Source organism: Microbacterium sp. K35 (assembly GCF_004794375.1).
In the GTDB taxonomy this organism is placed as follows: Bacteria; Actinomycetota; Actinomycetes; order Actinomycetales; family Microbacteriaceae; genus Microbacterium; species Microbacterium sufflavum.
In genome coordinates this window covers 1-12,001 of record NZ_SSDM01000365.1, presented here as the reverse complement: position 1 = coordinate 12,001, position 12,001 = coordinate 1, and the positions used below count along the sequence as shown (strand labels likewise).

Here is a 12,001-nt window from a genome sequence, read left to right as displayed (position 1 = left end):
GCGCGCGATGCGGCGGCGCGGGGGATGCGTGGGCCGGGCCCGCTGCAGCGCGGGGGGCGGTGTGGGGGCAGTGCGAGGTGGGTGCGCGGCCGGCGCCGGGGCGACGGAGGCGGATGATCAGGGACGGGCGTCCCGCACAAGACTTCTGAACATGATTTTCATAAATCGCTTCATGCTGGTAAAAAGGTGACAGCAACGCGGCGGGGCGGGCACTGACCGGCACTTCCGTGTGTTCATGAAAGACAAGGGAGTTCGCCATGACGTCACGCGTACGCATCGGAGCGGAGCGTGCAGCAGACCGGGCCGACCTGATCCCCGGGAGCAGGATCGGCCTGCTCACCAACTTCACCGGGACCATGCCCGACCTGTCCCGGAACATCGATGCGTTCACGGCCGCGGGTGTGCGACTGCATCACCTGTTCGGCCCCGAGCACGGTCTCGACGGCTCGGTGCAGGCGGGGGAGAGCACCGCGATCGAGCGCGACGAACGCTCCGGGCTCCCGTTCAGCGACACCTACCTCACCGAGGGTGCGGCGCTGGACGACATGATCGCCGCGTCCGGCGTGGATGCCCTCGCCTTCGACATGCAGGACATCGGGGTGCGCTTCTACACCTACATCTGGACCATGTACGACGCGATGCGCAGCGCCGCGCGCCTCGGGCTGCCGTTCACCGTGCTCGACCGACCGAATCCGCTGGGCGGCGCCGTGCTCGCGGGCCCCGGGATCGAGGGCGAGCGCTTCACGAGCTTCGTGGGGCGCAGCGACATCCACCAGCGCCACGGCCTCACCGCCGGGGAGCTGGCACGCCTCTTCGCGCGCCGCGACCTCGCCGCGGAGGGCCTCGAGCTCGACCTGCACGTGGTGACGCTGACGGACTGGGACCCCACGCGGGACTGGACCGCCACCGGACTGCCGTGGGTGCCGCCGTCGCCCAACATCCCCACGCTCGACTCGGTGTACGCGTTCGCCGGCACCGGGCTCGTCGAGGGCACGACCCTGAGCGAGGGGCGCGGCACCACGCGGCCGTTCGAGACCATCGGCGCTCCGTTCCTGACGGCCGCGTTCGCGGAGGACCTGCGCGGGCGCGACCTGCCGGGTGTGCTGTTCCGCGACATCGCCTTCCAGCCGACGTTCCACAAGCACGTGGGGGAGACCGCTCGGGGCGTGCAGCTGCACATCACCGACCACCGGGCGTATGACCCGGTGGGGACCGCCCTGGCGGTGCTGGAGGCCGCCCGTACGTCGGCGCCGGAGGACGTGCAAAGCCTGGATGCGGGACAGCGGCTCGATCCAGGCGACTCCGGCTACGCGCTCGACCGCTTGTGGGGGTCCACCAGCCTCCGTGAGGCGCTGAACGCCGGGCGAGACCTGGCGGCGCTGTCCGCGGGGCCTCAGCGAGTCGCGGACGCGTACGGCGACGACGTGCTGCTCTACCCACGCTGAAAATTATTTCCGTCATGTTAATCGTGACCAAAACTTATTGACATCGACGCGACGGTGAATGTACTTTCATTCCCATCGCGCTGCCGCACCCCCCTTCACCCGAGGAGATATCAATGGAGAGCATCGTCCGGACCTTCCGCGCGGGAGACGGCCCCGAGATCGCGCGAGCCTGGACCGAAGCGGCGCCCGCCGACGGCATCAGCTACGAGCGGTTCCGCGACCTGATCCTGCTCGACCGCAACTTCGACGCCGACGGCCTCTTCCTCGCCGAGTCCGACGGCGACATCGTCGGCGCGGTCTACGCCGTCCGCCGCCAGATCGCGGCCGACGGCGACGACCTGGAGCCCACCTCCGGCTGGATCCCGTTCTTCTTCGTCGTCCCGTCCGCCCGACGCCACGGCATCGCCACCACCCTGATGGCCGCCGCGAAGGAGTGGCTGCGCGGGCACGGCGTCGAGACCGTCTACTTCTCGTCGTACACGCCCAACTACTTCCTCCCCGGGCTCGACGCCGACCGCTACCCCGAAGCCGACGCGTTCCTGCGCTCCGTCGGCTTCCAGACGCAGTACACCTCGGTCGCCATGGACCGCACGCTCAACGACTACGCCATGCCCGACGACGTGCGCGCCCGCATCGCCGAGCTCCGGGACCAGGGCTGGACGTTCTTCTCGCCGACGGGCGACGACCTGGTCGACCTGATCGAGATCGCCGGCACCTTCAACGCCGACTGGTCGCGCGGTATCCGCGAGGGCGTGCTCGGCGGACAGTCGCTCGAGCGCATCATGGTCTGCCGCAACCCCGAGGGCGCCATGCTCGGCTGGGCCATGCACGGCACGTACGAGAACGTGCTGGAGCGCTTCGGCCCGTTCGGGGTGCTGCCGGAGAGCCGCGGCACGGGACTCGGGAAGATCCTGCTGCACCTCACGCTCGAGCGCATGCGTGCCCTGGGCGCCCACAGCGCCTGGTTCCTGTGGACCGAGGAGACCTCCGCCGCCGGACACCTGTACCTGAACACCGGGTTCGAGATCACTCGCACCTTCACGATCCTGCACGCCCCCACCGCCGCCTGACGCGGCCCACCCGAGAGGAATCACATGAAGTCTGCAGCACAGCGTCACCGCCGACGCCTGGTGACCACCGTCGCGCTCACGGGCGCGGCCGCGCTCGCCCTCGCCGGATGCACCACCGGGGCGGAAGGGGGCGGAGACGACGGCGTCGTGAAGCTCACCTTCCTCAGCCACTACGGCAGCGACCCGTTCAAGACCGGGATCGGCGACCTCATCGACCAGTGGAACGAGGAGAACCCCGACATCCAGGTGACCTCGCAGGCCGTCAACTTCGACGAGCTGCTCACCACCCTCAACGTGCGCCAGACCGGCGGACGCGGCGCCGACATCGTCAGCTCGTACTCCCTGTGGGGTGGGCAGCTGCAGGCCAACGGCGTGCTCTCCGCTCCGCCCAAGGACGTCGCGGCCGACATCACCGACAACTACAGCCCCGCGGCGCTCGCCTCGGTCACGACCGGTGACGGCGAGATCCTCGGATACCCGACCGAGTTCAACACGTACGCGCTGTTCTACAACAAGCAGCTCCTCGCCGACGCGGGCTACGACGCCCCGCCGGCGAACTGGGACGAGCTGGTCGAGGCCGCCAACGCCACCACGAAGAAGGACGGCTCGGGCAACACGATCGTGCAGGGCCTCTCCCTCATCCAGGACGGCGACAACCACACGGTGCACCCGTTCCTGTCGCTGCTCGACTCCGCCGGTGGCGAGTTCCTCGCGGCCGACGGGAAGTCCGCCATGGACGACAAGGCCGAGGACGTGATGCAGCTCGAGTCCGACCTAGCCGAGACCGGCGCCACCTCGACCTCGATCATGCCGACGAAGGCGTTCCCCACGGGCGGCGTGGCCATGGCCGTGCAGGCCGGCTGGTGGATCGGCAGCCTGAAGGCCTCGATGGGCGACGACTACGCCAACGTCGGCGTCGCCCCCGTGCCCGGCCCGGAGACCGGTGACGTGGGCTCCCTCGCCTACAGCTTCTTCACCGGCGTGAACTCCGGCAGCCAGCACCAGGAAGAGGCCTGGAAGTTCCTCAGCTGGCTCAACTCGCACGAGAACGAGGACGGCGTCACCGCCCTCGGCGACTTCCTCGCCACGCAGGGCCTGATCCCGCCGCGCACCACGGACGCGGAGATCCTCGGCCCGAAGTACCTCGCCGAGGAGCCGAACCTCGAGGCGATCTACGCCGCCGCCGACTACGCGATGGCCGAGTCGAACGCGTCGAACGCCTACGAGGCGAAGACCGCCACCAACACGGCGCTCAACGACATCATCGTCAACGGCGCCGACGTGAAGACCACCTTCTCGAAGCTGGTCAAGGAGATCGACGCCCAGTAGCACCACCGGAGGGCGGGGACCACGCGCGTCCCCGCCCTCCACCCCGAGACCACCCACGGAGGGCCGATGGCCAACCCCACTCTCATGACGGCGGCGCAGGAAGCCGCGGAGGACACGATCGCGGTGACGACGGTCGGGAAGAAGGCCAAGCCGCGTTCGCGTCGCTTCCGCCGCGAAGCCCGTGCCGGGTATCTGTTCCTCGCGCCCTCCCTGCTGTTCTTCACCGTCTTCCTGATCCTGCCCACCTTCTTCGCGATCTTCCTGTCGCTGTCGACCTGGGGCGGATACGACCTCACCAAGATCGAGTTCACCGGGTTCCAGAACTACCTGGAGATCCTGCAGATCGACAGCACGTTCGTGCAGCCGATCCTCATCAACACGTTCCTGTTCGCGATCATCGCCGTGATCCTCGCGGTCGGCGGCTCGGTCGTCGTCGCCCAGCTCATCGAACGCCTCAAGTTCCAGGGCTTCTGGCGGTTCCTGTACTTCCTCCCCGTCGTGGCCACCGTGGTCGCGATCGGCAACGTGTGGAAGATGCTCTACCAGCCGGCCGGCCTCATCAACGCCGTGCTCAACGCCCTCGGCGTGAACTCCATCGGCTTCCTGTCCGACCCGAACCTCGCCCTCCCCGCGGTCGCCGTGGTGCAGGCGTGGGCCTCGATCGGCGCGGCCGTGCTCATCCTCACGGCGGGCATCAAGGGCATCGACAAGACCATGTACGAGGCCGCGGAGATCGACGGCGCGAACTCCTGGCGCACGTTCTGGAGCATCACGCTGCCGCTGCTGCGGCCCTCCCTGGTGTTCGTCTTCATCACCCAGTGCATCGCCGGCCTGCAGTCGTTCGCGCTCATCATCGTGATGACCAAGGACGGCGGACCCGCGAACGCCACGAACGTCGCCGCGTTCGAGATGTACCAGCAGGCGTTCAAGTTCGGCGCCTGGGGCACCGCGAGCGCCATGGCCATGGTGCTCTTCCTGATCATCTTCATCATCACGCTGCTCCAGCTCTGGATCAGCCGTCGCACCGGAGGAGACGACTGATGGGCGTCCGTCAGCGCAAGCGCCACCCGTTCCCGTGGATCTCCTACCTCGTGGTCGCCATCGGTGGCGTGATGATGGTGGTCCCGTTCTTCGACACGGTCTTCAGCTCGCTGAAGGGCCCCGGTGAGTACGGCATCTTCCCGTACCGGTTCTTCCCGGAGAACTGGACCTGGGACAACTACACCGCCGCGTTCGAGCAGCTGCAGCTGGACAAGCTGTTCTTCAACAGCACGGTCGTGACGCTCGTGGTCACCGCGTCGGTGCTCATCACCTCCGCGATGGCGGGCTACGCGCTCGCGAAGCTGCGGTTCCGCGGTCGCGACGTGATCTTCCGGTTCGTGCTCGCGACCATGATGCTGCCGCCGTTCCTGCTGCTGATCCCCGACTTCCTGATCATGCTGAACTGGCCGCTGGTGGGCGGCAACAACATCCTCGGCCAGGGTGGGTTCGGCGGTATGACGAACAACATCGTCTCGCTCATGCTGCCGTTCCTCGTCAGCGGGTTCGGCATCTTCCTGATGCGCCAGTTCATGGTGGGCGTGCCCGACGAGATGCTCGAGGCCGCGCGCATCGACGGTGCGGGGGAGTGGCGGCTGTTCTTCAACATCGTGCTGCCGCAGGCGACGCCGGTGGCCATCACCCTCGGCGTGATCACGTTCGTCGGCCAGTGGAACGAGTACATCTGGTCGTCGCTGATCGCCTCCGCCAACCCCGACCTGATGACGCTGCCCGTCGGCATCCAGATGCTGCAGAGCTTCATCGACCCGAACCGCACCATGCCGATCGTGATGGCCGGCATCGTCATCAGCACCCTCCCGGTGCTGCTGATCTTCCTGTTCCTGCAGAAGTACTACGTCCGCGGCGTCATGCTCAGCGGAATGAAGTGACCCCCACGAAACGGAGTGATGACAATGGGTAGGACCGTACTCGCCATCGGCGGGCACATCGGCGACATGGACCTCACGGCGGGTCCGACCCTCGCCAAGATGGTGCAGGAGGGGGACCGGGCGATCATCCTCGCGTGCACCTACGGCGAGCGGGGCCACCCCACGATCGCGCCCGACGAGTACCGGAAGCAGAAGGTGGCGGAGGGCGAGGCCTTCGCGGCGGCGATCGGTGCCGAGTTCCGCGTGCTGGACTACTCCGACGGCTTCCTGCCCGACGACGACTCCGCCGCGGAACAGATCGCCGACATCATCCGGCAGGAGAAGCCCGAGATCCTCATCACGCACTGGACCACGAGCATCCACCGCGACCACGAGCGCGCGGCGATCCTCGCGGAGCGCGGCCGGTTCCTCGCGTCTCTCCCCGTGGACAGCCCGTACGGACGCCACGGCATCTCGCAGTTCCTGCACGCGGACAACTGGGAAGACGCGGAGGGTTTCACGCCCGACCTGTACGTGGACATCCCCGACGCCGCGTTCGAGACCTGGCGGGCGGCCATCCAGGGCCAGGCCTTCGCCCGCGGAGAGACCTACGGGTTCCGGTACATCGACTACTACAGCGCAAACATGCTCGCGAAGGGCTGCCTTGCCGGCACCACCCGGGCGTGCGGCTTCAAGCGCGGCGACAAGGGCGCCGAGCTGGCAGGGCCGTGAGCCCCGAGCGCTCGACCGAAGGGCCGGAGGTGCGTTTGCGCCTCCGGCCCTTCCGCGTGGGCGACGAGGACGACCTTGCCGCCGTGTGCCTGCGCACGGGGGACTCGGGCGCCGACGCCACGGGCCTCTACCGCTCGCCACGGCTGCTGGGGGAGGTGTTCGCGCTGCCCTACGCGGCGTGGAGCCCCGAGACGTGTGTCGTGCTCGACGCCGGCGACCGCGTGGTCGGGTACGTGGTGTGCGCGCCCGACACGACCGCGTACGAGCAGTGGTTCCGGCACGCGTGGTGGCCTCCCCGCGAGGCGCGGCATCGGGGCGACCGTGCCGACGGGGGCAGGGATGCGACCATCGTCGCGTTCGCCCGCAGGATCGGCGAGGGTCCGGTGCCGTTCGTGGACCGCTACCCCGCGCATCTGCACATCGACCTGCTGCCCGAGGCGCAGGGCCACGGGTGGGGGCGGCGGTTGATCGACACGCTCGCGACGCTGCTGCGCGACCGGGGCGTGCCGGGACTGCAGCTGACCGCCGGGACGCGCAACACCGGCGCCATCGCGTTCTACCGTCGCCTCGGCTTCGCGGAGCTGCGTCGGACGGACGACGGCGTGACGTTCGGGATGCTCCTCGACGACGTGACCCCGCGGCACTGAGGGCCGGGGACGCAGAAGGGGCCGCACCCCCGGGAGGTGCGGCCCCTTCTGCGTCGTCCGGGGAGGATCAGCCGATCACCTGCCCGTGCTCATCCGTCCTGGGTTCTTCGCCAGTCTTCCGACTCACGTCTTCTCGAAGGCGACGAAGCTCCGCATGGACGCTGTCTCGAAAGCGCCGGATCATCACGATGAGCGCGACAAGGAGGATGGCCGGAGAGGCGACAAGGAGGACGCCTACGCCAACGATCATCGGGTTCATCGCTTGTCTCCTGTCCGCCTGTTGAGCACTCCGGCAACTGCCGAGCCAGGCAGTCGTCATGTAACACGCTAGTCGTGAACGACCGATCCACGCCACCCAATGGAGACTGGTCCATAACGCCTCGGCACTGAGGGGCGGGGACGCAGAAAGGGGCCGCACCCCCGGGAGGTGCGGCCCCTTCTCGTCGTCCGGGGAGGATCAGCCGATGAAGTCGGCGAGATCCTTCTCGAGGGCGAACTTCGGCTTGGCGCCGATGATGGTCGTCTTGACCTCGCCGCCGTGGAAGACCTTCATCGCCGGGATCGACGTGATCTGGTACTTCATGGCGAGCTCGGGGTTCTCGTCGACGTTGAGCTTGAGGATGGTGATCTTGTCGGGGTTGTCGGCCTGGATCTCGTCCAGCACCGGCGCGACCATACGACACGGACCGCACCACTCGGCCCAGAAGTCCACCAGCACGGGACCATCGGCCTGCAGCACGTCCTGCTCCCAGGTCGCCTGGCTCGTTGCCTTTGCACTCATCAGAGTTCTCCTTGTTCGAGGTTCGCCTGCTACAACAACGGGCGAGGGGAAAGTGTTCCCAGCGATGATCAGGCCGTGATGACCTCGGCGGCCTCCGCGGCGGGGACCTCGACCGAGGCGTCCTCCAGATCGGCGAGGAAGTGCTCCGCGTCGAGCGCGGCGACCGTGCCGGTGCCGGCGGCGGTGATGGCCTGACGGTAGGTCGGGTCGATCACGTCGCCCGCCGCGAACACCCCGGGGACCGAGGTGCGGGAGGAGCGGCCCTCGACCCAGATCGTGCCCTCGGACGTGAGCTCGAGCTTGTCGTGCACGAGGTGCGTGCGCGGGTCGTTGCCGATCGCGATGAAGAGGCCGTCGAGGGGCAGGTCGCGCAGCGAGCCGTCGACCGTGGACCGCAGCTGCACGCCGGTGACCGCGGTCTCGCCGAGGATCTCCGCGACCTCGCTGTTCCACACGAACTCGATCTTCTCGTTCGCGAACGCCCGCTCCTGCATGATCTTCGAGGCGCGCAGGGTGTCCTTGCGGTGGATCACGTACACCTTGTCGGCGAAGCGCGTGAGGAAGGTCGCCTCCTCCATCGCCGAGTCGCCGCCGCCGACGACCGCGATGGTCTTCTGGCGGAAGAAGAAGCCGTCGCACGTGGCGCACCAGGACACGCCGAAGCCCGACAGGCGCTCCTCGCCCTCGATGCCGAGCTTGCGATAGGCCGAGCCCGTCGCATAGATGATGGTCTTCGCCTCGTGCGTGGCGCCGGAGCCGAGCGTGACCTTCTTGACCGGGCCGGCGACATCGAGCTCGGTGACGTCGTCGTACAGGACCTCGGTGCCGAACTTCTCGGCCTGCTCCTGGAACTTGGCCATCAGCTCGGGGCCCTGGATGCCCTCCGGGAAGCCCGGGTAGTTCTCGACCTCGGTGGTGTTCATCAGCTCACCGCCGACCTCGACCGAGCTCGCGATGAGCAGCGGCTCCAGGTTCGCGCGTGCGGCGTAGATGGCAGCCGTGAATCCGGCGGGGCCGGAGCCGATGATGATGACCTGACGCATGTGATCTCCGTTAGAAAGGCGGTGCCGTCGAAAGACGTCCGACTGCTTCAACCCATGGTAACCGCGGGGCATTCCCCAGCGGCAGGCGCGCGCGGGCCTCAGCGACCAGGGAGGAAACGGCGCACCAGGCCCCCCGCCGCCTTCAGCTCGGGCGCCCGCATCGCCGCCAGCAGCGCGATGTACACCGCGACCACGACGAGGCCGATGATCGCCGTGCCCACGGCGCCCTGGATCTTGTCCGAGGCGGTCCAGCCGCCGGCGCCGCCCATCAGCTGGAACACGCCCCACCCGGCGAAGCCCGCGGGAATCGCCGCCACCGCGAAGCGGCCGATCGAGGTCGCCCACGTGCGCACGCCGAGACCGCCGAGGCGACGATGCAGAAGCCAGGTCGCGACGATCGTCTGCAGGGTGCTCGCGACGGACTGGCCGAGGGCGACCGCGGCCGCGAGCATCGTGATCGGGATCACCCCGGCCTGGTACAGCCCGCCCGCGAGCAGCGCCGTCGCGACGATGAGGACGCACTGGAAGATCGTGAACCAGAACGGCGTGCGGGTGTCGTCGTAGGCGTAGAAGGTGCGCTGCACGATGAACAGGATCGTCAGCGGGATCAGGCTCACGAGATAGCAGAGCAGCACCAGCGCGGCGGCCTCGGCGTCGGGCGCGGAGCTCGTGAACACGCGCGACGCGGGGATCGCAGCGGCGGCCACGGCGGCGACGGCCGCCACGATGAAGAACAGCAGCGTGCGGATGCTGCGCGAGATGTCGGCGCGCACCTCGGGGTCGCGTCCGGCCGCGGCGTGCTCGCTGATCTGCGTGAAGTAGGGCGTCCCGATCGACAGCACGATCACGGAGTACGGCAGCATGAAGATCAGCCACGCGTTCGCGGTGACCGTCGCGGAGGCGCCCGAACCGGAGGCCTCGCTCACGATGTTGCCCTGGAGCACGCCGGCGGCCAGGCTCGCGAACGCCATCAGGAAGGTCCAGCCGGCGAGCTTGCCGACTGTGCCGAGGCCCACGCCGCGCCAGTGGAAGTCGGGCTTGAGGGCCAGCCCGGTGCGCCGCCAGAACACGAGCAGCACCAGCGCCTGCAGCGCGATGCCGAGCGTGGCCGTGCCGCCGAGCGTGGCGATCATCGCGGGCGTCCACTCCGCCGCCTTCGTCGGCACCGGGGCGAACAGCGCCCCCAGGATCAGGAAGCCGATGATCGAGACGATGTTGTTCACGACCGGCGCCCACGTGAACGGGCCGAAGATGCGCCGCGCGTTGAGGGCCTCGCCCAGCAGCGCGTACAGGCCGTAGAAGAGGATCTGCGGGAGGCACCAGTAGGCGAGCGCGGTCGCCAGGGCCTGCGCCTCCAGCGGCGCCCGGCCAGCGACCAGCACGACCAGCCACGGGGCGGCGATCGTCGCGACAGCGGTGGTCGCGACCAGCACGACCGTGCCGAGCGTGAACAGCTTCGAGATGAACGCGTTGCCGCCGTCGGCGTCGGCCGTGGCCTTCACGATCTGCGGCACGATCACCGCCGTCAGCACGCCGACCGAGATCAGCGAGAACACGCTGTTGGGCAGGGTGTTGGCGAAGGTGAAGGCGTCGGCGGCCTCCGAGCCCACGGCGCCCAGCACGCCCACCAGCACGATGCTGCGGAGCAGGCCGGTGAGGCGTGACACCAGGGTGCCGGCACCGATGATGGCGCTCGCGCGTCCGAGGCTCGTCACGGGGTCTCCTTCGTCGGCGGGGCGTCGCGGTCGAGTGCGCGCTCCTGCGCCGCCGCCTCGGCCTCCTTCTCCTCGATCAGCTCGTCGACGGCCACCTCGACCGCGTGCTCCTCGATGGCCTCCCGGCGCTTGCGGCGCACCGTGCGCACCACGCCGAGGGCGATGAGCAGCACGGCGAGGCCGCCGAACACCACGAGCCCGATCGTCTCCCACTCGGCGCGCACCGCCACCCGCACCGACTGCTCGGACTGGATGGTCACGCCCGTGGGGCTGGACAGGCTGAGGCGGAGGTCGAGCTCGCCGCTGCCCACCCGCGCCGACACGGGCACCTTGACCCGCGTGCTCGACTGGGGCTGCACGACCGTCTCGATCATGGGCTTCACCTCGAGGCGCGGGTCGCTCGGCGAGGCGGACAGCCGCACGGTCACGGGCCACGGGAGGTCGTTGCGCACCGCGATCGGCAGGTCGGCGTTCGCGGTGAGGAGCTGGATGGTGCTCGACGGGGGGATGCTCACGCTCGACAGGGTCGTGGTCGTGCGGGCGCGGTGGGCCGCGACCTTCTCGGCGAACGCGGCGTCGGACGACCCCACCGCGATCGTGCGCAGGATGCGCATCCGCTCCGGGGCGAGCAGCACGTCGGGCTCGCTCAGGATCGACGAGAACGCGGTGAGCGACTGCTCGTCGGTGAGCAGGTTCACGAGGTCGGCCGAGCGGGGGGCGGCGGCCGCCTCCGGCAGCGTGACCGCGACGGGAGCGGCGGCGCGGACCGTCGACAGCTCGAACCCGACGGAGTCGGCGGCGGAGATCGCGTCGCGCAGCGCGTCGGCCGTGCGGGTCTCGTCGCGGTCGAGTCCGACCAGCAGCGGTGCGCCGCCCGTGGCGCCCTGCGCCAGGAACAGCTGCGCGGCGGCCTCCGCGAGCAGACGCTGCCGCACGACCGGATCCGACGCCCCGGCGGCGCCCGAGAGCGCAGCGGACGTCGCTGCGTCGGTCACCAGCAGGTCCTGTCCGCCCGCGGTGGCGTGTGCGGCGGTGGGTCCGCCGACCGTGTCGGACGACACGACCGTGGTCGTGCCCTGGCCGAGGTACCCCGCGAACGCCGTCACGTCGGCCTGGGTGAGGTCCTGCTCCGGCCACACGATGCGGGGGAGAGCGCCGTCGACCTCGGTGAGCGTCGCGTCGTCGGGCAGGGCGGGCGCGTTCGTGCTCCCCGGCGAGGGGCTCGGTGTCGACCCCGGCGCGGACGTGGGCTCGGCGGTGGCCTGCTGCTGCGGGAACGCGGCGGGGTCGAGGAGGGCGGCGAACGGCAGCGGGGACAGCAGCGCGCTCAGG

At 69.3% G+C, this 12,001-nt stretch carries 12 protein-coding genes; 7 read left to right on the top strand and 5 right to left on the bottom strand.

Going from position 1 to position 12,001, the window contains the following annotated elements; translation table 11 throughout:
• The first annotated feature begins 257 nt into the window (after nt 1-257).
• The 7 genes from DW299_RS15310 to DW299_RS15280 all read left to right on the top strand — a co-directional run bounded on the left by DW299_RS15310 (nt 258) and on the right by DW299_RS15280 (nt 7,130).
• Nucleotides 258-1,445: an exo-beta-N-acetylmuramidase NamZ family protein gene (locus DW299_RS15310; protein ID WP_136037083.1), complete on the top strand. Its 1,188-nt coding sequence runs from the start codon at nt 258-260 to the stop codon at nt 1,443-1,445.
• 113 nt (nt 1,446-1,558) lie between these two features.
• Nucleotides 1,559-2,515, top strand: coding sequence for a GNAT family N-acetyltransferase (locus DW299_RS15305; protein ID WP_136037082.1), 957 nt, complete (start codon nt 1,559-1,561; stop codon nt 2,513-2,515).
• A 24-nt stretch (nt 2,516-2,539) separates the two neighbouring features.
• Nucleotides 2,540-3,844 carry an extracellular solute-binding protein gene (locus DW299_RS15300; protein WP_136033767.1) on the top strand — a complete coding sequence of 435 codons (1,305 nt, stop codon included), beginning with the start codon at nt 2,540-2,542 and terminating at the stop codon, nt 3,842-3,844.
• Between the two features lie 66 nt (nt 3,845-3,910).
• A complete protein-coding gene (locus DW299_RS15295; RefSeq protein ID WP_205812707.1) occupies nt 3,911-4,885 on the top strand; it encodes a carbohydrate ABC transporter permease in 975 nt (324 codons plus the stop codon).
• Nucleotides 4,885-5,772 (top strand): carbohydrate ABC transporter permease, encoded by an 888-nt coding sequence (locus DW299_RS15290; protein WP_136033769.1) that lies wholly within the window; start codon nt 4,885-4,887, stop codon nt 5,770-5,772. The genes DW299_RS15295 and DW299_RS15290 overlap by 1 nt, the downstream gene beginning before the upstream one ends.
• Nucleotides 5,773-5,796: 24 nt before the next feature.
• A complete protein-coding gene (locus tag DW299_RS15285; RefSeq protein WP_136033771.1) occupies nt 5,797-6,483 on the top strand; it encodes a PIG-L deacetylase family protein in 687 nt (228 codons plus the stop codon).
• A gap of 29 nt (nt 6,484-6,512) precedes the next feature.
• A complete protein-coding gene (locus tag DW299_RS15280) occupies nt 6,513-7,130 on the top strand; it encodes a GNAT family N-acetyltransferase (protein WP_240745423.1) in 618 nt (205 codons plus the stop codon).
• A 67-nt stretch (nt 7,131-7,197) separates the two neighbouring features.
• Here DW299_RS15280 and DW299_RS15275 read toward each other — a convergent pair whose 3' ends face one another.
• From DW299_RS15275 to DW299_RS15255, 5 genes are all read right to left on the bottom strand, one after another.
• Nucleotides 7,198-7,389 carry a hypothetical protein gene (locus DW299_RS15275; protein WP_136037081.1) on the bottom strand — a complete coding sequence of 64 codons (192 nt, stop codon included), beginning with the start codon at nt 7,387-7,389 and terminating at the stop codon, nt 7,198-7,200.
• 198 nt (nt 7,390-7,587) lie between these two features.
• Nucleotides 7,588-7,911, bottom strand: coding sequence for a thioredoxin (trxA, locus tag DW299_RS15270; protein WP_136033773.1), 324 nt, complete (start codon nt 7,909-7,911; stop codon nt 7,588-7,590).
• Nucleotides 7,912-7,979: 68 nt separating this feature from the next.
• Complete coding sequence (gene trxB, locus DW299_RS15265; RefSeq protein WP_136037080.1) at nt 7,980-8,954, bottom strand: thioredoxin-disulfide reductase; 975 nt, start codon at nt 8,952-8,954, stop codon at nt 7,980-7,982.
• A 98-nt stretch (nt 8,955-9,052) separates the two neighbouring features.
• Nucleotides 9,053-10,669, bottom strand: a complete 1,617-nt coding sequence (gene murJ, locus DW299_RS15260; protein ID WP_136037079.1) for a murein biosynthesis integral membrane protein MurJ — start codon at nt 10,667-10,669, stop codon at nt 9,053-9,055.
• Nucleotides 10,666-12,001 (bottom strand): DUF6049 family protein (locus tag DW299_RS15255; protein WP_240745422.1); only part of this gene is annotated, 1,336 nt, incomplete at its 5' end. The genes murJ and DW299_RS15255, both read right to left, overlap by 4 nt.

What these genes read in the sequence shown, in the direction of transcription:
- DW299_RS15275 (WP_136037081.1), bottom strand. Translation starts at nt 7,389, where the DNA reads ATGAACCCGATGATCGTTGGCGTAGGCGTCCTCCTTGTCGCCTCTCCG.
- trxB (WP_136037080.1), bottom strand. Translation starts at nt 8,954, where the DNA reads ATGCGTCAGGTCATCATCATCGGCTCCGGCCCCGCCGGATTCACGGCT.
- trxA (WP_136033773.1), bottom strand. Translation starts at nt 7,911, where the DNA reads ATGAGTGCAAAGGCAACGAGCCAGGCGACCTGGGAGCAGGACGTGCTG.
- DW299_RS15310 (WP_136037083.1), top strand. Translation starts at nt 258, where the DNA reads ATGACGTCACGCGTACGCATCGGAGCGGAGCGTGCAGCAGACCGGGCC.
- DW299_RS15295 (WP_205812707.1), top strand. Translation starts at nt 3,911, where the DNA reads ATGGCCAACCCCACTCTCATGACGGCGGCGCAGGAAGCCGCGGAGGAC.
- DW299_RS15285 (WP_136033771.1), top strand. Translation starts at nt 5,797, where the DNA reads ATGGGTAGGACCGTACTCGCCATCGGCGGGCACATCGGCGACATGGAC.
- DW299_RS15300 (WP_136033767.1), top strand. Translation starts at nt 2,540, where the DNA reads ATGAAGTCTGCAGCACAGCGTCACCGCCGACGCCTGGTGACCACCGTC.
- DW299_RS15290 (WP_136033769.1), top strand. Translation starts at nt 4,885, where the DNA reads ATGGGCGTCCGTCAGCGCAAGCGCCACCCGTTCCCGTGGATCTCCTAC.
- DW299_RS15305 (WP_136037082.1), top strand. Translation starts at nt 1,559, where the DNA reads ATGGAGAGCATCGTCCGGACCTTCCGCGCGGGAGACGGCCCCGAGATC.